19 protein-coding genes and 1 other RNA gene are annotated in these 22,846 nt (G+C 70.0%); 12 read left to right on the plus strand and 8 right to left on the minus strand.

Translation table 11 applies throughout. The features are described 5' to 3' along the window. The first annotated feature begins 153 nt into the window (after nucleotides 1–153). Both AC07TY_RS01360 and AC07TY_RS01365 read left to right on the plus strand, forming a co-directional pair. Nucleotides 154–468, plus strand: a complete 315-nt coding sequence (locus AC07TY_RS01360; protein ID WP_123504922.1) for an Rv1322 family protein — start codon at nucleotides 154–156, stop codon at nucleotides 466–468. Continuing rightward, the gene (locus AC07TY_RS01365; protein ID WP_494784114.1) at nucleotides 465–1,226 is read left to right on the plus strand and encodes an alpha/beta hydrolase; all 762 of its coding nucleotides are present in this window, start codon (nucleotides 465–467) and stop codon (nucleotides 1,224–1,226) included. The genes AC07TY_RS01360 and AC07TY_RS01365 overlap by 4 nt, the downstream gene beginning before the upstream one ends. Nucleotides 1,227–1,328: 102 nt before the next feature. On the opposite strand, the gene AC07TY_RS01370 is transcribed toward AC07TY_RS01365, so the two are convergent. From AC07TY_RS01370 to AC07TY_RS01380, 3 genes are all read right to left on the minus strand, one after another. Then, on the minus strand, nucleotides 1,329–2,189 hold the full coding sequence (locus AC07TY_RS01370) for an oxidoreductase (RefSeq protein ID WP_494784115.1): 861 nt from the start codon (nucleotides 2,187–2,189) through the stop codon (nucleotides 1,329–1,331). A 103-nt stretch (nucleotides 2,190–2,292) separates the two neighbouring features. Continuing rightward, nucleotides 2,293–3,351 (minus strand): AI-2E family transporter, encoded by a 1,059-nt coding sequence (locus tag AC07TY_RS01375; RefSeq protein WP_488626500.1) that lies wholly within the window; start codon nucleotides 3,349–3,351, stop codon nucleotides 2,293–2,295. Between the two features lie 7 nt (nucleotides 3,352–3,358). Beyond that, the gene (locus tag AC07TY_RS01380; protein ID WP_494784116.1) at nucleotides 3,359–5,119 is read right to left on the minus strand and encodes a coiled-coil domain-containing protein; all 1,761 of its coding nucleotides are present in this window, start codon (nucleotides 5,117–5,119) and stop codon (nucleotides 3,359–3,361) included. A 212-nt stretch (nucleotides 5,120–5,331) separates the two neighbouring features. Here AC07TY_RS01380 and AC07TY_RS01385 point away from each other — a divergent pair, with 212 nt between their 5' ends. Together AC07TY_RS01385 and AC07TY_RS01390 are read left to right on the plus strand one after the other, a co-directional pair. Continuing rightward, entirely contained in the window at nucleotides 5,332–7,104 is a 1,773-nt protein-coding gene (locus AC07TY_RS01385; protein ID WP_488626498.1) for a DUF8094 domain-containing protein, read from the plus strand. Beyond that, nucleotides 7,101–8,051, plus strand: a complete 951-nt coding sequence (locus AC07TY_RS01390) for a tetratricopeptide repeat protein (protein ID WP_494784117.1) — start codon at nucleotides 7,101–7,103, stop codon at nucleotides 8,049–8,051. Before AC07TY_RS01385 ends, AC07TY_RS01390 begins: the two co-directional genes overlap by 4 nt. A 90-nt stretch (nucleotides 8,052–8,141) precedes the next feature. Here the strand turns inward: AC07TY_RS01390 and glgB are convergent, their stop codons facing one another. The 5 genes from glgB to glgX form a co-directional block, all read right to left on the minus strand. Continuing rightward, the gene (gene glgB / locus AC07TY_RS01395) at nucleotides 8,142–10,313 is read right to left on the minus strand and encodes a 1,4-alpha-glucan branching protein GlgB (RefSeq protein WP_494784118.1); all 2,172 of its coding nucleotides are present in this window, start codon (nucleotides 10,311–10,313) and stop codon (nucleotides 8,142–8,144) included. An 8-nt stretch (nucleotides 10,314–10,321) separates the two neighbouring features. Then, nucleotides 10,322–12,334 (minus strand): alpha-1,4-glucan--maltose-1-phosphate maltosyltransferase, encoded by a 2,013-nt coding sequence (locus tag AC07TY_RS01400; protein ID WP_494784119.1) that lies wholly within the window; start codon nucleotides 12,332–12,334, stop codon nucleotides 10,322–10,324. 444 nt (nucleotides 12,335–12,778) lie between these two features. Further along, nucleotides 12,779–13,051: a DUF3072 domain-containing protein gene (locus AC07TY_RS01405; RefSeq protein WP_488626722.1), complete on the minus strand. Its 273-nt coding sequence runs from the start codon at nucleotides 13,049–13,051 to the stop codon at nucleotides 12,779–12,781. Between the two features lie 153 nt (nucleotides 13,052–13,204). After that, complete coding sequence (gene ybaK / locus AC07TY_RS01410; RefSeq protein WP_123504913.1) at nucleotides 13,205–13,687, minus strand: Cys-tRNA(Pro) deacylase; 483 nt, start codon at nucleotides 13,685–13,687, stop codon at nucleotides 13,205–13,207. 20 nt (nucleotides 13,688–13,707) lie between these two features. Further along, nucleotides 13,708–15,771: a glycogen debranching protein GlgX gene (gene glgX, locus AC07TY_RS01415; RefSeq protein WP_233579797.1), complete on the minus strand. Its 2,064-nt coding sequence runs from the start codon at nucleotides 15,769–15,771 to the stop codon at nucleotides 13,708–13,710. A 67-nt stretch (nucleotides 15,772–15,838) separates the two neighbouring features. On the opposite strand from glgX, the gene AC07TY_RS01420 reads away from it, so the two are divergent. The 8 genes from AC07TY_RS01420 to AC07TY_RS01455 all read left to right on the plus strand — a co-directional run bounded on the left by AC07TY_RS01420 (nucleotide 15,839) and on the right by AC07TY_RS01455 (nucleotide 22,483). Then, nucleotides 15,839–17,002 carry a cysteine desulfurase family protein gene (locus AC07TY_RS01420; RefSeq protein ID WP_494784120.1) on the plus strand — a complete coding sequence of 388 codons (1,164 nt, stop codon included), beginning with the start codon at nucleotides 15,839–15,841 and terminating at the stop codon, nucleotides 17,000–17,002. A gap of 108 nt (nucleotides 17,003–17,110) precedes the next feature. Further along, nucleotides 17,111–17,710, plus strand: a complete 600-nt coding sequence (locus tag AC07TY_RS01425) for a hypothetical protein (protein ID WP_123504910.1) — start codon at nucleotides 17,111–17,113, stop codon at nucleotides 17,708–17,710. A 25-nt stretch (nucleotides 17,711–17,735) separates the two neighbouring features. Then, entirely contained in the window at nucleotides 17,736–18,845 is a 1,110-nt protein-coding gene (gene prfB, locus AC07TY_RS01430; RefSeq protein ID WP_123504909.1) for a peptide chain release factor 2, read from the plus strand. 74 nt (nucleotides 18,846–18,919) lie between these two features. After that, nucleotides 18,920–19,762, plus strand: a complete 843-nt coding sequence (gene ftsE / locus AC07TY_RS01435; RefSeq protein ID WP_123504908.1) for a cell division ATP-binding protein FtsE — start codon at nucleotides 18,920–18,922, stop codon at nucleotides 19,760–19,762. Beyond that, nucleotides 19,759–20,673: a permease-like cell division protein FtsX gene (ftsX, locus tag AC07TY_RS01440; RefSeq protein ID WP_123504907.1), complete on the plus strand. Its 915-nt coding sequence runs from the start codon at nucleotides 19,759–19,761 to the stop codon at nucleotides 20,671–20,673. Before ftsE ends, ftsX begins: the two co-directional genes overlap by 4 nt. Before the next feature lie 105 nt (nucleotides 20,674–20,778). Further along, nucleotides 20,779–21,288 carry an SsrA-binding protein SmpB gene (smpB, locus tag AC07TY_RS01445; protein ID WP_123504906.1) on the plus strand — a complete coding sequence of 170 codons (510 nt, stop codon included), beginning with the start codon at nucleotides 20,779–20,781 and terminating at the stop codon, nucleotides 21,286–21,288. A 77-nt stretch (nucleotides 21,289–21,365) separates the two neighbouring features. Continuing rightward, nucleotides 21,366–21,742: a transfer-messenger RNA gene (gene ssrA, locus AC07TY_RS01450) on the plus strand. Nucleotides 21,743–21,835: 93 nt separating this feature from the next. Beyond that, a complete protein-coding gene (locus tag AC07TY_RS01455) occupies nucleotides 21,836–22,483 on the plus strand; it encodes a DedA family protein (protein ID WP_494784121.1) in 648 nt (215 codons plus the stop codon). Nucleotides 22,484–22,846: the final 363 nt, after the last annotated feature.

The following is a 22,846-nucleotide window of genomic DNA, read 5'->3' on the forward strand; positions in this document are numbered from 1 at the left end:
GCCTCATCTCCGCCGCAGCCGACGCATCGGCGGCGACGCGGTTGACGATGCATTCTCTGCGCCGTCAGGGTAGCCAGGGGCAAACGAGCACGAACTCCGGCGCCCCGCCGGTTCGACCACCGCCCCGCCAGCCCTTTCGCTAGGCTGGAGGGCATGCCGCGCAGCAACCGACCTCGACGCGCCCCCGGCGGCCGTCCGGGCCAGGTGCCCGCGCACGACGACGGCGGCGACCTCAGTCGCATCCTCTACGGCGGCCAGCGAACAGAGACCCGACGAGGGCGCGAGTGGGTCGTTCAGGCCATCTCGGGTGCGTCGTCGACGAAGCCCTACGTCTGCCCCGGTTGCACACTCCCCGTCGAGCCCGGAACGCCGCACGTGGTCGCATGGCGCGCCGACGGCCTGTTCGGCGAAGACTCCGACCTGGCGGCTCGCCGCCATTGGCACACCCACTGCTGGAAGATCTCATGACTGATGCGCACGCCGATGAAGCCGCACGCGAGCCCCTCCAGGTGCGAGGGGGCGTCGAGCTCCCGGCGCGGCGGAGCGACATCGAGCTGCACACCGCCGACGGGCTGACACTGGTCGGCGAGTGGGCAGTTCCTGCGTCCCGGCCCCCGGCTGCGACCCTGCTGACGCTGCACCCGCTGCCGACCGCAGGCGGCTTCATGGACTCGCACGTGATCCGCAAGGCGGCGGCGCGGCTTCCGGCACAGGCCGACCTGTCCGTGCTGCGGTTCAACTTCCGGAGCGCCTCGTCGCCCCGCGGGACGTCCGAGGGGGAGTTCGGCGACGGCGTCACCGAGCGCTTCGACCTCGCGGCCGCCATCGAGTTCGTTGCGGCCCAGGGGCTGCCGGCGCCGTGGCTGGTCGGCTGGTCGTTCGGCACCGAGGTCGCGCTGAAGCACGGCCTCGAGCACGACATCGCGGGCGCGATCCTTCTGTCGCCGCCCCTGTCGCGCACGAGCGAAGCCGAACTGGCTCGCTGGGCCGGGTCGGGCAGGCCCCTGGTGGCGATCGTGCCGGAGTTCGACGACTTCCTCCGACCCGCCGAGGCGCGCGAGCGATTCGCTGTCGTGCCCGAGACCGAGCTGGTCGAGGTCGAGGGCGGCAAGCACCTGTGGGTCGGCGAGAATCAGACCCGTCGGGTGCTGAGCGAGATCGTCCGGGTGGTCAATCCGGGGGCGCTGCCGCTGTCTGAGTCCTGGCCCGAGCCGGCGCGGGTGTAACGACCGCGCGTGGCGACTGTGCCTGCTGGCGATGGGCCGCGGTCCCCGCAAGCGGAGGCGGCACAGCCCATCGCGTCGAGCTCGGCTCGACGCCGCCACCGCTCACCCGATCGCGTCGAGCTCGGCCACCGCGTCGGCGGGTAGCTCGAGCTCGGCCGCGGCGACGTTTTCGCGCAGGTGCGCCTCTTTCGAAGTCCCGGGAATCAGGAGGACGTTCGGCGACCGCTGCAGCAGCCAGGTGAGCGCCACCGCGTTGGGAGTCTGACCGAGTCGAGCCGCCACCGCGTCGAGTACCCCCGACTGCAGCGGGCTGAAGCCGCCCAGTGGCCAGAACGGCACGTACGAGATCCCCTGCTCGGCCAGCGACGCGATCAGCTCCTCGTCGCCGCGGTGGGCGACGTTGTACCAGTTCTGCACTGTCACGATGGGGGCGATGGCTCGCGCCTCTGCGACCTGCTCGGCGTCGACGACGCTGACGCCGAGATGCCGGATCAGCCCCTCGGCCCGCATCTCGGCCAGCGCGCCGAACGGCTCGGCGATCGAGCCGGGCACCGTCGAGTGCCCGTCGGCCCCGCCGCCCACGCGGAGGTTGACGACGTCGAGAGCATCGACGCCGAGCGTCCGCAGGTTCGAGTGCACCTGGTCGCGCAGCTGCTCGGGGGAGCGCGCGTGCGGCCAGCCGCCGTTCTCGTCGCGCACCGAGCCCACCTTCGTGACGATCGTCAGGTCGCCCGAGAAGGGCGCGAGGGCTTCGCGCAGGATCTCGTTCACGACGTGCGGCCCGTAGAAATCGGCGGTGTCGATGTGGTCGACGCCCAGCTCGACGGCCGTCCGGAGCACTGCGATCGCCTCGCCGCGGTCGGCCGGCGGGCCCCAGACCCGTGGGCCTGCCAGCTGCATCGCGCCGTAGCCCATCCGCGCGACCGTGGGGCCGCCTGTCATCGTGTACGTGGAGTTCATCATGCCCCGAGTCTGCATCGGGCGCAGGAACTGCGGCAGTGCCGCCCCGCTCCTGGTAGCGCCGCGCCCAGCCTCGTGCCCCGGCGGGCCTCCGCCTCAGGTCGGCTCAGCGCTCGTTCTGCCGCGGGATCACGACCTCGCGCACCACGAGCAGCACGGCCGCTGCCACGGGCACCGCGATGAGGGCGCCGAGCACGCCGAGCAGCGTGCCGCCGACCAGAGCGGAGATGATCACGATGACGCCCGGGACCTTGACCGCCTGGCGCATGACGCGCGGGGCGAGGATGTACGCCTCGACCTGCATGTAGACGAGGTAGTAGATGCCGAGGAAGATCCAGGTCGCGGGGGAGAGGGGCAGCAGTGCCACCTGCGCCAGCACGACCACCGCGGCCGCGCTCACCGTGCCCACGAGCGGGATCAGCGCGCCGATGAAGGCGATGAAGGCGAAGAAGGCCGGCAGCTGGGCGCCCGCGATCGACAGCACGATGAAGCTCAGGATGCCGTTGAGCAGCGCCAGCGACACCTGGCCGATCACGTAGCGCCCGACGGACGAGCTGATCCCCTCGGTGAGGCGCAGGAACTCGGGGCGACTCGACTTCGGCACGAGCTGCGAGAGGCCGCCCTTGATGCTGTCGAGCGACGCCATGAAGTAGAGAGTGAGGATCAGCACGATCAGCACCCCGGCGAGGCCGTTCGAGATCGCGACACCGACGGCCAGGACGCCGCCGCCGATCGTGACGACGTTCTTCGGGTCGGTCAGGAAGTCGATCACGGTGTTCAGGGCGTCTTGCACGTCGAAGACGTCTTTCGGCACCAGAGACTGCAGATTGTCGGTGAACTGCTTGGCCGTGACGCTCTGCAGGTACGTGCTGAGGTTGTTCACGAGCACCGAGGTCTGCTGCACGATCGTCGGCACGATGGCGAAGACGACGCCGACGAATGCGGCGAGCACGGCGACCATGACGATGACGATCGCCAGCCAGCGCGGCACCCGGCGCTTCTCGAGGAAGCGGACGACGGGGTCGAGGCCGAGGGCCAGGAAGATGGCGACGCCGACGTAGGTCAGGATCGTCGAGAGCTCGCCGAGCGCGGTGCCGATCAGGACGGCGGTCAGGACGCCCAGGCCGCCGAAGAGGCCGAGGCGGTAGGGGTTGGCTATTCTCACGGGGCGGTCACTCGGCCGCGACCTGCTCGACCTGCTCGCCGTCGCCGATCATGCCGCGGAGGTTGCCGAAGTACGCGGCCACCTCGTCGCGGCGAGCGTTGATCTCGGAGAGGCGCTCCTCGGCGTCGCCGATGATGTCGCGCGCCTGGCGCTCGGCGTCGGAGACCAGGAAGCCGGCGCGCGACTGCGCGTTGCTCAGCGTCTCGGACGCCACGCGCTCGGACTCGGACCGCACCTTGCGGGCTGTCGAGTACGCCGTCTCCTCCGCCTTGCGCGACTCGCGGCGCTTGGCCTCGGCGCGGGCCGTGACCTCGGCGAGCTGCGCGTTGGCGTCGTCGAGGAAGGTCTGCGTCTGCGTGACCGCGTCGTGGTGGCGCTCGACGTACTCCTTCTCTGCCTCGTCGCGGCGAGTGGCCAGCTCGGCGTCGAGGTCGACGCGGGCCTGCTCGGCCTCCTTGTCGAGGGCCTCCTGCACCTCCTGGGCGCGAGCCTTCGTCTGCGCCTCGAAGTTCTCGAGCTCGTTCTTCAGACGGGCGCGCTGCGCCTCGTCGTCGTGGGCCAGGCGCGCACGAGTCTCGGCGAGGTCGGCGTCGAGCTCGGAGCGGGCGCGGGCGGCCTCGTCGGCGATGCGGGCATCGTGCTCGGCCAGCTCGCGGGCGATCCGCTCGCGGGTCTGCTCGAGGTCGCGTTCGATCTGCTCGGCGGTCTCGCGGGTGCTGCGCGCGATGGCCTCGGTGCTGGCGGCGCGGGCGGCCTCGATGTCGGCGTGGGCCTCGCCGACCTCGCGGTCGAGCTCGGCGCGCGTGACCTCGGCCTCGCGGGCGAGCGCCTGCCGCGTCGTCGACGCCTCGTTCTCGAGGGCGGCGCGGGCGGCGGTCGTCTCGCGGTCGAGCTCGGCGCGGCCGTTGGCGACCTCGTCAGCCAGCTCGGCGCGGCCGCCCATGACCTCGCGGTCGAGAGCGTCGCGGCGGGTGACGACCTCGTGCTCGAGGTCGGTGCGCGTGGTCTCGCTGAGACGCAGGAGCTCGTCGCGGACGGTCATGCCCTCGAGCTCGAGCTCGGCGCGCTGACGCTCGGAGTCGCTCTCGAACGCGGCGCGGCCCTCTTCGGTGTCGCGGGCGAGCGTCGCGGCGGCGTCGCGCGCGGCAGACACCTCGGCGGCGACGGTCTGGCGCAGCTCGGCGGCCTCCCGCTCGGCCTCGGCGCGAAGCGCGGCGGCCTCGCGGTGGGCGGTGGTCAGCGCCTCGGCGGCCTCGGTCGCGGCCGCGGTGCGGGTGGCGGACGCGTCGCGCTCGGCATCGGCGATCATGGCGCTCGCGTCGTCGCGGGCGCGAGCCACGAGGCGGTCGGCCTCGCCGGTCGACTCCTCGATCTGGGCGGCGGCGCGGCCTCGGGCGTCGTCGAGGATGTCGGCGGCGCGCTCTCGGGATTCGTCGGTGACGCGCTCGGCCTCCTCGGCCGCTGACGACCGGAGCTCCGACGCCTCGCGCTCCGTCTTCGAGATGAGGTCGTTCGACTGCTCCTCCGCCAGGCGGAGGGTGCTCTCGAGCTTCGCACCCAGGCCCTTGTAGGTCGGCTCGCCGACCTCCTGCAGGTCGTCCTCGAGCGACTCGACGCGCTGGTTCAGGGCCCTGACGGACTCGGCCTGCTCGGCGCGGTCGCTGTTGGCCTTGATCAGCTCTCGCCGGAGGTCGCCGAGAGCCTTCTCGACCTCCTCCTTCTTGTAGCCGCGGAGCTCGGTTCCGAATTCAGCCTCATCAGTGGCCACGAATGTCTCCCTGTGGTTGGGGTGCCCGAAAGGAAGGGGCGCGAGAACGATGAACACGTTGGAACCCGCTGCGACGGCCAACCTCCGTATTTTAGCGGGATACCGAGGATGTGATGCGGGCTAGGTCTCTCCCAGAGAGGTCGGCTATCCTGAACCGTCTTAAATTCGCTGCCGCCAGAAAGTCGGATGGTGGCACGAAGGGAGAAAAACTCGTGCGTTTCGTCTTGGCCGTCGTCACCCTGGTGATCGCGGCTCTGCTGGTCCTTCTCGGTCTGGCCCAACGGACGGTGTTCGCACCGGCCGACTCCGTCACCGCGACGTCCCAGTCGTCGTCGTCGGCACCGCTCACGCTGCTGCCCGCTTCGGCGCTCAAGGCGTACGAGGGGCGCGAGAGCATCCACATCGCCGGCGCGAAGGACTCCTTCGCCGCCTACGGCCGCACCGCCGACATCGTCGGCTGGATCGGCGACACGACCTACAACCGCGTGTCGTACGACAAGGCCACCGGCGACTTCACGACCAGGACGGTCGACGGCACCAGCACCACCGCGCCCGACCCGCGCGACTCCGACCTCTGGACGGCCGAGTACTCCGGGTCCGACCTCCGGTTCTCGCTCGTCGGCGACACCGACATCTCGGTGCTCGTGGCCACCGACGGCAGCGCGGCCGTCCCCAAGACGGTGTCCGTGACCTGGCCGCTCTCGACGGCGACCCCGTTGGTCGGCCCTCTGATCAGCGCCGGTCTGCTCGTCTTCGTGATCGGCGTCCTGCTCTTCGCGTGGGCCGTCGCCCACCACCGTCGCACGCGCGGCCCGCGACGGTCGGGCGGCGGCAAGCCCCCGCGCCTCAAGCGCTCCGAGCGCCGCGGCTCCGTCCGCTCCTCCCGCAAGGCCGCCCTCGGCCTCACCTCAGGCCGCGGCCCGCGCGGCCGCCGCATGGTCGCCGTCGTGCCGGTCGTGCTCGTGACGGCGCTCGGCCTGTCTGCGTGCTCCTCGGACTACTGGCCGCAGCCCGCGACCGGCGACTCCACGAGCGCGGCGACGCCGTCGGCGACGGCGACCGCCGCGCCGGGCGACGACCTCCAGCCCCCGGCGGTGACCGTGCCGCAGGCGAAGCGCATCATCGCCCGGATTACGGCCGTCCAGACCAGCGCCGACAAAGACCTCGACCCGAAGCTGGCGGCGACGCGCTTCACTGGTCCGGCTCTCCAGCAGCGCACGGCGAGCTACACCATCCGCAAGGCCGACAAGACGGCCGCCCTGCCGGTGTCGATCCCGAGCGGCTCCGTCAGCCTCACGCTCCCGCAGCAGACCGACTCGTGGCCGCGCACCGTCTTCGCGCTCGTCCAGAGCACCACGTCGACGAAGGTCGCGCCCGTCGGCGTGATGCTCGTGCAGGAGAGCGCCCGCGACCCCTACAAGGTCGACTACCTCGTCGGCCTCGAGGCGGGCGCGCAGATTCCCAAGGTGGCGCCGGCGACGATCGGCGCCGCGCGACTCGCTCCCGACGTGAAGCTCCTCGCGCTGGAGCCCGACAAGGTCGCAGCGGCCTACGCCGCCATCCTCAAGAACGGCGACACGGCCTCGTCGGCCTCGGCCTTCCAGGCCGACGGCGACACGCTCCGCGACAAGATCGGCAAGCCCTACAAAGACGCCAAGGCGAAGAAGCTCCCGTCGACGGCGTCCATCGCCTACTCGAGCAAGGTGGGCACCGAGCCGAGCATCGCCTTCGCGACCAACGACGCCGGCGCGATCGTCTCGGTGTCGCTCGACGAAATCGAGACCGTCAAGCCCACGAAAGACGGCGCCGAGGTCAACACCGAGGGCGAGGTGAAGTCGCTCAGCGGCGTCTCCAAGTCCACCAAGGGCATCGTCGCCACGTACGGCGTCCAGCTCCTGTTCTCCGTCCCCCCGGTCGGCAGCTCCGACAAGATCGTGCTGCTCGGCTTCAGTCAGGCCCTGATCTCCGCGAAAGAGGCGTCATGAGCAATGTCCCCCCGAGCGCCGCGAGCCTTCGCGGCGCGGTCGACCTGTCGTCCCTCGTCAACCGTTCCGATCCCGCCGCGCCGGCACCGGCCGCGCAGCAGGCGGGCCCCGGTCCGGGAGGCGTCTCGTCGCTCGTGGTCGACATCACCGACGAGACGTTCTCGTCCGTCCTCGAGCTGAGCAACACCGTTCCGGTCATCGTCGACATCTGGGCCGAGTGGTGCGGGCCGTGCAAGCAGCTCTCGCCGATCCTCGAGAAGATCACGAACGAGTACGCCGGCCGCGTGGTCCTCGCCAAGGTCGACGCCGACACGAACCCGCAGCTCACTCAGGCCTTCCAGGCGCAGTCCATCCCGACCGTCGCCGCCGTGATCGGCGGGCGTCCGATGGGGCTGTTCGTCGGCGCGCTGCCCGAGGCCCAGGTGCGCGACGTGTTCGAGCAGGTGCTGGAGTTCGCCGCGCAGAACGGCGTCACGGGGTCGGTGCCCGTCGAGGGCGCCGCGGATCCTGCGGCCGAACCCGAGCAGGAGCCGCTGCCGCCGCACCACCAGGACGCCTATGACGCCATCGAGCGCGGTGACTACGAGGCGGCCAAGCAGGCCTACACGACCGCGATCGCCCAGGACCCTCGCGACCAGCTCGCTGTCGCCGGCCTCGCGCAGGTCTCGCTGCTCGCCCGCCTGCAGGGCGTGACGATGGCCGAGGTCCGGGACGCCGCGGCCGCGGCTCCCGGCGACGTCGACGCGCAGCTCGCCGTCGCCGACCTCGACGTCAGCGGCGGGCACGTCGTCGATGCGTTCGACCGCGTGCTCACGCTCTTCCCGTCACTCGACCAGGAGGGCAGAGACGCCGTGCGCACCCGCCTCCTCGAGTACTTCGAGATCGTCGGGCTGGACGCACCCGAGGTCGTCGCGGCCCGCCGTCGTCTGACGATGCTCCTGTACTAGCCGCTCGCAGAGATGCCGGCCCCGACCAGTCCTTGCGGATCGCTCGGGGCCGGCGTGTCTCTGCCAGGCTTCCGGCAACGCGGCGCAGGATCAGCGCGCGAGCTTGAGCCAGATCACGCCGAGCGGCGGCAGCACGACCTCGACCGATGCCGGTCGACCGGACCATGGGTCGGAGGTCGCCGTGACGCTGCCGAAGTTGCCCACGCCGGAGCCGCCGTACTCGCCGGCGTCGGTGTTGAGGATCTCGTGCCAGACGCCGGCTTCGGGGAGCCCCATGCGCATGGTGACGGGCTGCCCCGAGAAGTTGGCGAAGACGGCGACGCGGTCGCCGTCGGAGGACTTCCGCAGGAACGCCACGACGCTGTCGGACGCCGCTCCGCCGTCGATCCACTCGAAGCCGTCGGTGTCGAAGTCGTGCTCCCACATCGACTTCTCGCCCTGGTACACGAGATTGAGCGTCCGGACGAGCGAGTGCAGGCCCTCGTGCATGGGCTGATCGAGCACCCACCAGTCGAGGCCGCGCTCCTCGCTCCACTCGGACGGCTGGCCGAACTCGGACCCCATGAACAGCAGCTGCTTGCCGGGGTGAGCCCACATGAAGGCGAGGTAGGCGCGCAGGTTGGCGAGCTTCTGCCACTCGTCGCCGGGCATCTTGCCGTACAGAGAGCCCTTGCCGTGCACGACCTCGTCGTGGCTGATCGGCAGCATGAAGTTCTCGCTGAACGCGTAGACGAACGAGAACGTGATCTCGCCGTGGTGGTAGCTGCGGTACATCGGGTCGCGCTCGATGTACTCGAGCGAGTCGTGCATCCAGCCCATGTTCCACTTCAGGCCGAAGCCGAGGCCGCCGTCGCTGGTCGGGCGCGTCACCCCGGGCCACGACGTGCTCTCCTCGGCGATCATGACGATGCCCGGGTTGCGCTTGTAGGCGGTCGCGTTGACCTCCTGCAGGAAGGCGATCGCCTCGAGGTTCTCGCGCCCGCCGAACTTGTTCGGCACCCACTCGCCGTCGTTGCGGCTGTAGTCGAGGTACAGCATCGAGGCCACGGCGTCGACGCGGAGGCCGTCGATGTGGAACTCCTCGAGCCAGTAGAGGGCGTTGGCGACCAGGAAGTTCCTGACCTGCGAATCACCGAAGTTGAAGACGTGAGTGCCCCAGTCGGGCTGGTCGCCGAGCCGCGGATCGGAGTGCTCGTAGACGGCGACTCCGTCGAACTTCGCCAGCGCCCACTCGTCTTTGGGGAAGTGGCCGGGCACCCAGTCCATGATCACGCCGATGTCGGCCTGGTGGAGGCGGTCGATGAGGTACTTGAGGTCGTCGGGCGTTCCGAAGCGCGAGGTGGGCGCGTAGTAGCCCGTGACCTGGTAGCCCCACGAGCCGCCGAACGGGTGCTCGGAGAGGGGCAGGAACTCGACGTGGGTGAACCCCAGGTCGGTCACGTACCCGATGAGGTGGTCGGCGACCTCGCGATAGGAGAGTCCGGGGCGCCAGGAGCCCAGGTGCAGCTCGTAGACGCTCATCGGGCGCCTGGAGTGGTCGGCGCGATCGCGCGACTCGAGCCAGTCGGAGTCGGCCCACTCGTGGCTGCTCTGAGTGATGACGGAGCCCGTCGCGGGCGGCACCTCGGAGTACCGGGCCATGGGGTCTGCGCGGTCGACCCAGCGGCCGTCGGGCGTCAGGATCTCGAACTTGTAGGTGCCGGAGGTGACGCCCGGCACGAAGAGCTCCCAGATGCCGTTGCCGTCGAGGCGGCGCATGGCATGCGCGACGCCGTACCAGCCGTTGAAGTCGGCCTTGACCCGGACGGCCTGTGCGTGCGGCGCCCAGACCGAGAAGGCGGTGCCGAGCGTGCCCTGGTGCTCGCGCACGTGCGACCCGAGCACGTTCCAGAGCTCTTCGTGGCGACCCTCGCCGAAGAGGTAGAGGTCGACCTCGCCGACCGTCGGCCAGAAGCGGTACGGGTCGTCGGCGAGCCAGGGCGCGTCGGCACCGTCGTAGGTGGCCTCGATCCGGTAGGCGCCGGGCTCGATGATGGCGAGGGCCTCCCACACCCCGTCGGAGACGTGGCTCATGGAGAGGCGGGCACCGGTCTCGATCACCAGCGACACCGAGGTCGCCAGAGGCCGGAGGGCGCGGACCAGGACACCGGCGTCGACGTGGTGCGGCCCGAGGACACGGTGAGGGTGCGGGTGCGACCCGACGGAGACGAGATGGGCCTCGTTCGGGTCGAGTGCGGGGATAACGAGGTTCTGAGTGGTCATGGTGCCTCCTACGGGGCGCGGGTGTAGTCGACGGCCAGGATGTGGGCGGGTTCGACGAAGGCGTCGAGGCGGACGTAGTTGTCGTCGCCCCAGGTCCAGATCTGGCCGGTGATGAGGTCGCGCACGGTGAACTGCGTTCCGGGCTCGACGCCGAAGGCGCTCGGATCGAGCCGCACGATCGTCTCTCGGGCGGAGTGCGGATCGGTGTTCGCGACGACGATGATGCCGTCGGTGCGGCCGGACCGCGTGTGGCGGCCGTCGAGGTACTTCGAGAAGACGAGGATCGCGTCGTCGTCGCACGAGTGCACGTGCACGTTGCGGAGCTGCCGGAGCGCCGGGTGCTGCGAGCGGATCCGGTTCAGCAGCGTCAGGTACGGCGCGATCGAGGCGCCGGCAGCCTCTTCGGCGGCCCAGTCGCGCGGTTTGAACTCGTACTTCTCGTTGTCGATGTTCTCTTCAGAGCCCGGACGCGCCACGTTCTCGATGAGCTCGTAGCCGGAGTAGACGCCCCACGTCGGGGAGCTGGTCGCGGCGATCGCCGCCCTCACCTTGTAGGCGGGCACGCCGCCGTACTGGAGGTACGGCGTGAGGATGTCGTGGGTGTTGACGAAGAAGTTCGGGCGGAACCAGGGGCTGGTCTCGTGAGAGACCTCGTTCAGGTACTCCTCGAGCTCCCACTTCTCGTTGCGCCAGGTGAAGTAGGTGTACGACTGCTGGAACCCGACCTGGGCGAGCGCCTGCATCATCGCCGGCTTGGTGAACGCCTCGGCCAGGAACACGACCTCGGGGTGGTCCTCGCGGATGTCGGCGAGCAGCCATTCCCAGAAGTGGACCGGCTTGGTGTGCGGGTTGTCGACCCGGAAGATCGTGACGCCCCGGTCGATCCAGAGGCGGACGATTCGCAGGATCTCGGCGCTCAGACCCTCGTAGTCGACGTCGAAGTTGAGCGGGTAGATGTCCTGGTACTTCTTCGGCGGGTTCTCCGCATAGGCGATGGTGCCGTCGGGCAGCTTCGTGAACCACTCCGGGTGCTCCTCGACCCACGGGTGGTCGGGCGAGCACTGCAGCGCCAGGTCGAGCGCGAGCTCGAGGCCCACGTTCTTCGCGGCGCCGACGAACCACTCGAAGTCGGCGACGGTGCCGAGCTCGGGATGGACGGCGTCGTGGCCGCCGTCGGGGGAGCCGATGGCGTACGGCGAGCCGGGGTCGTCCGGGCCGGCCTCGAGCGTGTTGTTCGGCCCCTTGCGGAAGGTCGTGCCGATCGGGTGCACCGGCGGGATGTAGACGACGTCGAAGCCCATGCGCGCGATCGCCGGCAGTCGCCGGGCGGCCGTGCGGAAGGTGCCGCTCTGCCACGAGCCGTCGTCGCGTCGCTTGGCGCCCTCGCTGCGCGGGAAGAACTCGTACCAGCTGCCGACGCCCGCACGGGTGCGCTCGACGCGCACGTGCTTGCGGTCGCTCTGCGTCGCCAGGCTCGCAAGCGGCTGGGCGGCGAGTGCGGCGGCGATGCGGGAGTCCGTCGCCACGCGCAGGCGGGCCGCAGGTGAGAGGTTAGTGTTGCCGATCGCCTTGGCGCCGTCGCGGAAGAGGGCGGATGCGGGGTCGCGCTCGGCGGCCTTGCGGAGGAGGTCGGTGCCCTGGGCGAGCACGTTCTCGACATCCTGCTCAGCGGGCACCTTGATCTCGGCCACGTGAAGCCAGGTCGCCCAGTCGTCGTTCCACGACTCGACCCACCAGGTGTGCAGGCCCTCGGACTCGAACAGCCACTCGGCGCTCCAGCGGTCGGTGCCCGGGATTCCCGGGGTCATCCGGCTGCGGCCGACGCTGCCGTCCGGGCCCAGCACGACGAGCGCTGCGTCGATGATGTCGTGCCCCTCGCGGAACACGGTGGCGCTGAAGGGCACCACCTCGCCGACGAAGGCCTTGGTATCGAACACGTCGTCCGGCGTCCGTGGCTGCAACCCCATGACGGGGATGCGGCCGACTCGGGTTCCGACTCTGGATTCTGTAGGGATCGCCACGCTTCGACCGTACCCGGTCAGGGTGACGCCGCGTCCATGCCGTACCCGGCCGAGCATGTTCGGGGTACAGGTGAGTGTCCACGCTGCGGGGGATAGACCGAATGCCCCCCGTACTGGGTGCACGACACGTGTCCACGCGTGTTGTCCGCACTATGGGGGACCAGTAATGTCGTCATCACGCCGCAGGCCAGGGTCCCGAAAGCCCGGGCCGGCGGAGGACGAACCGTCGATGTCGACCGGCCGGCGATCGAGGCATTCCCGCCCCGATCTCTCAGGACCCCACCCGAATGGGCCCTGCACCGGCAGACGACTGCACTCGCATGCCCGAATCATGCGAGCCGCGCCCGAAACGCGGACGACGAGTCGTTCTCCCCGGTGCACGACACGAAGTGCCGCTCCGGACTACCCGCCGGGGCGGCACTCGTCGTCTGGCGGCAGGTTCGGCTACGCGCCGCGTCCGGTCTTCTGCTGGAGCCGGTCGATGTGCTCGCTCGCCTCGGCCTTCGTCAGGTCGGCCGACAGCTCCTCGCCGGCCTGGCGAGCGAGCGTGTCGAGGTAGCTGCGCTGAGCGGGTGTCATGGGCTCGTCGCCGGTCACCCACTCCTCCGGGTCTTTCGATGCGGGATTGGACGGGTCGGGCCGGGTGCCGCCGAGAGTGTCTCCCTGGTCGGCCGCCTGGTCGCCCAGAGGGTCGTCACCGAGCCCGGCGGTGGCCATGGGCTCGACATCGTCGTCGTTCGTCGGCTGGTTGTTCGCGGAAGAGGGTGCTGTCTGGTCGCTCATGGCCGAAACGGTACGCCGAGCCGCCGACATCGCCGCGACGGGATGTACCCCGAACTCCGAAGCCGCAAGCGCAGAGGGCGCAGGAACTCAGCCGCGCGCCACCGGGGCGAACGCCGCCCCGGTCACGCGCGCAAGGTCGGCGGGCGCGAGCTCGATGTCGAAGCCCCGGCGCCCGCCCGACACGAACACCGTGTCGTACAGCTCGGCGGTCTCGTCGATCACCGTGCGCAGCCGGGCCTTCTGCCCGACCGGGCTGATGCCGCCGACGACGTAGCCCGTCCGCCTCGACGCCAGAGCGGGATCGGCCATGGCCGCCTTCTTTGCGCCGACTGCCGCCGCGAGCTTCTTGAGGTCGAGCGTGCCCGAGACCGGAACGACCGCGACGACCAGGGCGTCGTCGGCCTGGACGACCAGCGTCTTGAACACCTGGCCCTCGTCGAGGCCGAGCAGTGCCGCGGCCTCTTCGCCGAAGCTGGAGGCCGTGTCGGCGTGGGCGTAGGTGTGCGGGGTGAAGGGGACCCCGGCGGCGTCGAGGGCGACGGTGGCGGGAGTTCCTGGTGCCGAGCTCATCCGAGGTGGCCCCTCACGAGTCAGGACACCCGCCAGAGCGTCACCGTCGGCCCCACGATCTCGTGAGCGTCGCCCGGCTTCCGGGGCTGGGGGTCGAAGGCGTCGCCGCTGGTCCAGAGCACCTCGTACGAGGCGACGCCCTCGTGCGACGGCAGCGTGACCGTGATCGGGCTCTCCGAGCCGTGGACGACCACGAGCACGCGGTTGAACTCCTCGACCTCGGGGGTGGAGGCCGCGAGGTACTGCAGAGTGCGGCAGCCGGGGTCGTTCCACGCCTCCGGGAGCACCTCCCGGCCGTCGGGGCCGTACCAGCTCATGTCGGTGGCCGAGAGCGTGACCTTGCCGGTCTCGCCGAACCGCACCGGCCGCAGCGCGGGGTTCTCGCGGCGGTGCCGGATCAGCGCCTTGGCGTCGGCGAGAAGCGCTTCGCGCTCGTCGTCGAGCTGCCAGTCGACCCACGAGATCTCGTCGTCGCTGCAGTAGCCGTTGTTGTTGCCGCGCTGCGTGCGGCCGATCTCGTCTCCCGCGGTGAGCAGGGGGATGCCCGCCGACAGGAAGAGCGTCGCCAGCAGGTTGCGCGACGCCCGCCGACGCGCGTCGAGCACCCACGGGTTCTCGGTCGGGCCCTCGGCGCCGTGGTTGAACGACTTGTTGTCGTCCGTGCCGTCGCGGTTGCCCTCGCCGTTCCGGAGGTTGTGCTTGGAGTCGTAGGCGACGACGTCCGCCAGGGTGAAGCCGTCGTGGGCCGTGATGAAGTTGACGCCGGCGAGCGGGCCGCGGTCGTGCGCGTAGATGTTGCTCGACCCCGACAGCTTGGAGGCGAACGACCCGAGGCCGTTCGAGGCGATGCCGTGCACGCGGGCGTCGGCGATGTCGCGCAGCCAGAAGTCGCGGGCCCGATTGCGGAAGCGGTCGTTCCACTCGCTCCAGCCGTCCGGGAAGTTGCCGGTCTGCCACCCGCCCAGCCCCACGTCCCACGGCTCAGCGACGAGCTTCACGCCTTCGAGCGCCGGGTCGGAGGCGATGGCCTCCAGCAGCGGGGCGTTGCGCGAGTAGACGGCGTCGGCGCCGCGGCCGAGCGTGGCCGCCAGGTCGAACCGGAAGCCGTCGATCTGCAGGTCGTTCGCCCAGTACCGCAGGCTGTCGAGCACCAGGCGCGCCGCCGCGGGGAGGCTCGTGTCGAGGGTGTTGCCGCAGCCGGTGACGTCGATGGGACGGGCGTCCTCGTCGTGGCGGTAGTAGTGGTTGTCGAGGCCGCGCAGGCTCGTCACCGGGCCGCCCTCGCCCTCCTCGGCGGTGTGGTTGTAGACGACGTCGAGCCAGACCTCGATGCCGGCGGCATGCAGCAGCCGCACCATGCCCTTGAACTCGCGCAGCACCGCCGACGGCCCGCCGAGCTGGGCGTCGCGCGACGCGTAGGCCGGATGCGGTGCGAAGTACGACAGCGTGTTGTAGCCCCAGTAGTTCTGGAAGCCCTGCGCGACGAGGCGCTGCTCGTCGACGTGGTGGTGCACCGGGAGGAGCTCGACGGCGGTGACGCCCAGCTCTCTCAGGTAGGCGATGGTGTTCTCGTGGGCGAGGCCCGCGTAGGTGCCGCGGAGGTCTTCGGGAACGAAGGGCGCCAGGCGGGTGAACCCGCGCACGTGCGCCTCGTAGACGACGGTGTGATCGAGCGGCGTGCGGGGCTTGCCCACCCCGCCCCAGTCGAACGACTCGTCGACCACGACTCCGCGCCAGTCTCCGCGACCCGTGCGGGCGAGGCCGCGCGCGTACGGGTCGAGCAGGTTGACCGTCGGGTCGAACGGCGTCACGACGTCGTCGACCCCGGTCGGCTCGCCGTCGGCGCGCAGCCAGTAGCGCCGCCCGGGAACGAGCCGCGGGTCGGAGCCGGTCCACACGCCGGACGCATCGCGCATCAGGGGCACGACCCGCTCGGACGGCGCGTCGTCGATCACCAGGTCGATGCTCGACGCGGCTCCCGACCAGACGCGCAGCGTCGGCCCGTCGGGGCCCGGCCTCACGCCGAGATCGCGCAGGGAATCGACGAGAGCGGGATCGCCCTGGAGGAGCTCGATGTCAGACACGCGTCTTAGAGTACTTAAGAGGGCCCACCGGCACAGAACCGGCGAACACGCCCTGAGAGGAGCACCCATGGCCGTCTACCTCGACCACGCGGCGACCACGCCGATGCTCCCCGCGGCCATCGACGCGTACACCGACGCGCTCCATGCCGTCGGCAACCCCTCGTCCATCCACAGCGCCGGCCAGAACGCCAAGCGCGTGCTCGAAGAGGCCCGCGAGCGCGTCGCCGACTCGCTCGGCTGCGACCCCATCGAAGTCGTCTTCACGTCCGGTGGCACCGAGTCGGTGAACCTCGCCGTCAAGGGCCTGTGGTGGGCGCGGCAGGCCGACCGCCCCCGCCCCCGGATCCTCGTGCCCGGCGGCGAGCACCACGCCACGGTCGACACTGTCGAATGGCTCGAGCGGTACGAGGGCGCCGTGATCGAGTGGATACCGCTCGATGCGCTGGGTCGCGTGAGCCTCGAGTTCCTGCGCCGCGCCCTCGCCGAGCACGACGACGTCGCTCTCGTGACGCTGCTGTGGGCCAACAACGAGGTCGGCACCCTGCAGCCCGTCGACCAGGTGGTCGCGCTCGCGGCCGAGTACGGCGTGCCCGTGCACTCCGACGCCGTGGCCGCGTACGGGCAGGTGCCCATCGACTTCCGGGCCTCGGGCCTCGATGCTCTCAGCGTCTCGGCGCACAAGATCGGCGGGCCGATCGGCATCGGCGCGCTCGTGCTGTCGCGCACGGCGACGGTCGTGCCCCTGATCCACGGCGGCGGGCAGCAGCGTCAGGTGAGGAGCGGAACGCAGGATGCCCCGGCCGCCGTCGCCTTCGCCGTCGCCGCGCGTGCGCCCCATCAGCCCTACGACGCCCTGCGCGACCGCGTCATCGCCGGCGTGCGCGCGGCCGTGCCGTCGGCCGTCCTCCGCGGCGACCCCGTCGACCGGCTGCCCGGCAACGCGCACTTCACGTTCCCGGGGTGCGAGGGCGACTCGCTGCTCTTCCTGCTGGATGCGGCCGGGGTATCGGTGTCGACCGGGTCGGCCTGCCAGGCGGGGATCCCCGAGGCGTCGCACGTGCTGCTCGCCATGGGGCTCAGCGACGACGAGGCGCGCGGGGCGCTGCGGATCACCGTCGGCCACACCACGACCGAGGCCGACGTCGATGCGCTGCTCGCGGCGCTGCCCGACGCCGTCGCGCGGGCGACCCGGGCCGGCTACGCCGACCGGGCGCCGCTCCTGGGGCGCTAGTCGCGCGCAGCCGCTCGGGTGGCTTGCCCCGATCCGGGGCTCTCGCCGTCGACTGGACCCGATCCGGGCGTCTCGACGGGCGCGGCCGCACAGGCGCAGAATCGGCCCATGCAGATCTACTCGGGCGACGCCGCTCACCGTGCCCGCCAGACGCTCGCCGACGTGACCGCTCTCGCAGGGATCGTCGCCTTCGCCGTGCTGGGCGCCGTGGTCGCGGGTCTCGTCGCCACTCTCGCGCAGGTCGGCCGCAGCATCGAGACGGCGGGGTCGGACTTCCGCAGCCGGCTGGCCGACGCCGCGGACACGCTCGGGGGAGTGCCCCTGATCGGGCCGACCGCGAGCGCACCGCTGCAGCGGGCGAGCGACGCCGGCTCGACGCTGGTCGACGCGGGTCAGCGCCAGCAGGAGATCGTCGGGCAGCTCAGCCTGATCGCCGGGCTGGTCGTCGCTCTCGTGCCGATCGGCATCATCCTGCTCGCGTGGCTCCGACCCCGCCTCGCCTTCGTCCGCCGGGCGCGCGTCACCCGGAAGCTCGCGCAGACCGACGGCGGCCTGGAGCTCCTCGCCTTCCGGGCGCTGGCTTCCGGCGACGTCGACGCGCTCCTGCGCATCAACCCGAATCCCGTGGCCGCCTGGAGCGCGGGCGACGCGCTCGAGCAGCGGCAGCTCGCCGAGCTCGCTCTGCACGAGGCGGGCGTGGTCCGCTGAGCCGCGCCCGGTAGGCTGGACCACCATGATCGAGCTCGACTTCTCCGACCGGATCGCCGCCCTGCGATCCACCTTCGCCGACATCTCCGCCGTGATCGGCGTCGAGCGGCTCGAGACCGAGATCGCCGAACTCGAGCAGCAGGCGTCCGACCCCGACCTCTGGAACGACACCGAGAACGCCCAGCGCGTCACCAGCGACCTCAGCCACCGCAAGTCGGAGCTCGACAAGATCACGACGACCGGCCAGCGGCTCGACGACCTCGAGGTGCTCGTCGAGATGGCCAACGAGGGCGACGACCAGGAGAGCGCCGACGAGGCCCAGGTCGAGCTGAAGGCCATCCAGTCGATGATGGACACCCTCGAGATTCAGACCCTCCTGGACGGCGAGTACGACCCGCGCCCGGCCGTCATCACCATCCGCGCCGGGGCCGGCGGCGTCGACGCGGCCGACTTCGCCGAGATGCTCCTGCGCATGTACCTCCGGTATGCCGAGAAGCACGGCTTCAAGGTCAGCGTGATGGACACCAGCTACGCCGAAGAAGCGGGCATCAAGTCGGCCACCTTCGAGGTCGACGCGCCCTACGCCTTCGGCACGCTCAGCGTCGAGGCCGGCACGCACCGGCTCGTCCGCATGTCGCCGTTCGGCGCGGCGGGCAAGCGCCAGACGAGCTTCGCGGCCGTCGAGGTCATCCCGCTGATGGAAGAGACCGAGGCCATCGAGATCCCCGAGAACGACATCCGCGTCGACGTGTTCCGCTCGTCGGGCCCCGGCGGCCAGTCGGTCAACACCACCGACTCGGCGGTGCGCATCACCCACATCCCGACCGGCGTCGTCGTCTCGATGCAGAACGAGAAGAGCCAGATCCAGAACCGCGCGGCCGCCATGCGCGTGCTCCAGTCGCGACTGCTGATCCTCAAGCGCGAAGAGGAGAACGCCAAGAAGAAGGAGCTCGCGGGCAACATCACCGCGAGCTGGGGCGACCAGATCCGCTCGTACGTGCTGGCCCCCTACCAGATGGTCAAAGACCTCCGGAGCGAGTTCGAGGTCAACAACCCGTCGAACGTCTTCGACGGCGACCTCGACGGCTTCCTCTCGGCGGGCATCCGCTGGCGCAAGCGCTCGGACGACGAATAGGGTTTTCACAGCCTTCGGGTTAGAGGCGCGCCTGCCTCGAATTGTCGGCCGTCGTGCCTAGTCTTGCCCCCGTCATGATTCGCTTTGATGAGGTCTCCAAGTTCTACGCCGGCAACCCCCGCCCGGCGCTCAACGGCATCTCCCTTGAGATTCTCAAGGGCGAGTTCGTCTTCCTCGTGGGTGCTTCCGGTTCCGGCAAGTCCAGCTTCCTCCGCCTCGTGCTGAAAGAGGAGAAGCCGTCGAAGGGCCAGATCCACGTGCTCGGGCAGCGGCTGGGCACGCTGTCGAGCCGCAAGGTGCCGTACTTCCGCCGCAACCTCGGCGTCGTCTTCCAGGACTTCCGGCTCCTGCCGCAGAAGTCGGTGTTCGACAACGTCGCCTTCACGCTCCAGGTGATCGGCAAGAGCCGCGGCTACATCCAGGAGGCCGTGCCCGACGTGCTCAAGATGGTCGGCCTGGCAGGCAAGGCCCAGCGGCTTCCTCACGAGCTCTCCGGCGGCGAGCAGCAGCGCGTCGCGATCGCCCGCGCCATCGTCAACCGCCCGGCGATCCTCCTCGCCGACGAGCCCACCGGCAACCTCGACCCCAGCACCAGCGCAGGCATCATGACTCTCCTCGACCGGATCAACGCCTCCGGCACCACCGTTCTCATGGCCACGCACGACGCCGGCATCGTCGACCAGATGCAGCGCCGCGTCATCGAGCTCTCGGGTGGCAACGTGATCCGCGACGAGCGCTCCGGCGGGTACCAGACGCAGGCGGTCCCGATCCAGGCTGTCGGCATCGACCGTCTCGGGGTCGACGCCGACTCCCCGGGCGCAGGAACTCCCTCCGGCATCCCCACGCCGCCCGAGCCCCGCCTCGATCCCGACTCCGTCGCCACGCACAGCGTGCCCACCTGGGGAGCCGACAAATGAGGCTCGGGCTCGTCTTCAGCGAGGTCGGCTCCGGCCTCAAGCGCAACCTCTCGATGGTCGTCTCCGTCGTGCTGGTCACCTTCATCTCGCTGACCTTCGTTGGCACCGCGGTGCTGCTCCAGATGCAGATCAACCAGATGAAGGGCTACTGGTACGACCGGGCCCAGGTCGCGGTCTACCTCTGCACCGACACCGACACGACCGGCAACTGCACGGGCGCGAAGGCGACTACCGGTCAGAAAGACCAGATCGAGGCTCAGCTGCAGTCCTCGACCCTCAAGCCCTACATCCAGCGCTCGTACTTCGAGACGCAGCAGCAGGCCTACGAGCGCTTCAAGAAGCAGTTCGCCGACAGCCCCGCCACCGAGTTCGTGCAGCCGTCGTACCTCAACGAGACGTTCTGGGTGAACCTGAAAGACCCGTCTCAGGCCGACGTGCTGAAGGAGAGCCTGTCGAACCAGGCCGGCGTCCAGAGCGTGGTCGACCAGCGAGGCTACCTGCAGCCCATCTTCTCGGTGTTGAACGCCGCGTCGTACACGGCGATCGGCATCGCCGTGCTCATGCTGATCGCCGCCGTCCTGCTGATCGCCACGACCATCCGGCTCTCTGCCTTCAGCCGCCGAAGAGAGCTCGGCATCATGAGACTCGTCGGTGCGTCGAACCGGTTCATCCAGACGCCGTTCATCCTCGAGGGCGTGATCGCCGCGCTCGTCGGGTCGGTGCTGGCCGGCGGCGCGATCGTGCTGATCGTCAAGGTCTTCGTGCGCGGCTACCTCGCCGAGAACTTCGCGTCAACGCCGTTCGTCGGGATGTCCGAGACGTACTTCGTCGTGCCGCTCCTGATCGTGATCGGCGCCGTGCTCGCCGCCCTGTCGGCGAACGTCGCGATCCGCCGCTACCTCAAGGTCTAGCCCGGCCGGTCGTCGCATTTGGAGTGCCAGGCGTACGTGGCATAGACTGCAGGGCTGTGCTCGACCGGGTACGCACCCCCTCGGCCTCGTCACGAAGGAGACACCATGGCAACCGTGACATCGGAAAAGCGCAAGGTCTCCGACCGCGACAAGGGCGAGAAGGTCGTCGCCACGAATCGTCGTGCGCGCCACGACTACCTCATCGACGACACCTACGAGGCGGGCATCGTGCTCTGGGGTACCGAGGTCAAGGCTCTCCGCCAGGGCCGCGCGTCGCTCGTCGACGGGTATGCGTTCGTCGACGGCGGCGAGATCTGGCTCGATGCGGTGCACATCCCCGAGTACACCGAGGGCACCTGGAACAACCACGCACCCCGGCGCAAGCGCAAGCTGCTTCTCCACAAGCAGCAGATCATCAAGATCAGCCACAAGACCAAGGAGGGCGGATACACGCTCGTCCCTCTGCGGATCTACTTCTCGGACGGCCGGGCCAAGGTCGAGATCGCCGTAGCGAAGGGCAAGCGCGAGTACGACAAGCGCCAGACCCTGCGCGAGCGCACCGACCGCCGCGAGGCCGACCGTGCGATGAGCGCGCGACGCAACCTCGGCGACTAGCGGTACAGTAGGAGACCGCGCAAGCGGCAGCAGCACCAGGTTGACAACTCCACAGAGCACGACAGAGACCCACTCGGGGGGATGATCGGTTTCGACATCGCCTGTTTGCGAACGAGAAGCGGGTCGAGGATCCAGGGTTATCTCGTAAACGATCTCTGGAAAACAATAAGTGCCAATAAATCGCGCACTGACTTCGCTCTCGCTGCGTAAGCAGTAGAGCCACATAAGTCCGTCAGACCGGAGACTGCTCTCTATCCGGAGCCTGACGTCATCTAGAGGGCTTGCTGGACGACTGCGCCACAGGGTCGTCTGGGACTTTCACTGTGACTGGGCTCGTCCACCTAGATGCCGGTAGCAAAGGTGGGGGCCGAGTAGAACGACTCATCCGGCTACACCCGTAGAAGGCGTTCAACTTCAGCGATGGACGGGGGTTCAATTCCCCCCATCTCCACCACTGGTCTCTGTCGTGCTCCGTGTTCTCCCCGTGATACCTGCGCTCTGCGCACGTTCTACGGGGTTTCCGAGAGTTCGCTGTCACACTCGTCGCATGCTTCTCGACCCTCAGGCCCTGCTCGAAAACCTCGGCCCCTGGGCACTCGTCGGCCTCTCGATCATCATCTTCATCGAATCCGGCGTGCTCTTCCCCTTCCTGCCGGGCGACTCCCTGCTCGTCACGGCGGGGCTCCTGCACGACAAGCTCGGCCTCGCCGTCGCCACCATCGCCATCTGCGCGTTCGTCGCGGCCTTCCTGGGCGACCAGGTCGGCTACTTCCTCGGCAACCGCTTCGGACGACGCCTCTTCAAGCCCGACGCGCGCATCCTGAAGACCGAGTACCTCGAACGCGCCGAGGCGTTCTTCGCCCGGTACGGCGGCCCCGCGCTCATCCTCGGACGCTTCGTCCCGATCGTCCGGACGTACGTGCCGCTCGCGGCGGGGGCGAGCGGGTACACGTACCGCAAGTTCCTGCTGTGGAACGTCACGGGAGCCGCGCTCTGGGCCGGCGGGCTCACGGTGATCGGGTCGCTGCTGAGCGGCTTCCCGTTCATCACCGAGCACATCGACGTGCTGGCCATCGTCATCGTGCTCATCTCGGTCGGGCCGATCGTCGTGCACGGCCTGCTCGAGCGGCGCAAGGCGAAGCGCGCGGCCGCTGCTGACGCTGCCACCGCCGCCGCTGCGCCGACGGGAAAGTAGGGGCGTTCGGCAGGCCAGCGTCGGGGCTGGACCCCCCCCGCGTTCGGCCTGGGTGCCGGCCCGCGGGCTGGCGCTGGGGCCGTTTCGGCGGGTCTGACCCCGAGTCCGTGTGTGAACGGGGCTCCGTGGTTGTGGTACTCCGCCGCACCCGCCGATTCGGCGCGAACCCGCCTGCGCGTCGGCGGGGTCGTGCCGCTTCGGCGGGGCGCCGTCGCCGATGTGGCGGGGCTGGGCCGATGTGGCGGGGTGCGGCCCTTCTGGCGGGGCTGGGTCGATCGGGTCTGCTGCACCCGCCGATTCGGCGCGAACCCGCCTGCGCGTCGGCGGGGTCGTGCCGCTTCGGCGGGGCGCCGTCGCCGATGT

This window comes from Frondihabitans sp. GW821-FHT04F02, from assembly GCF_059420045.1.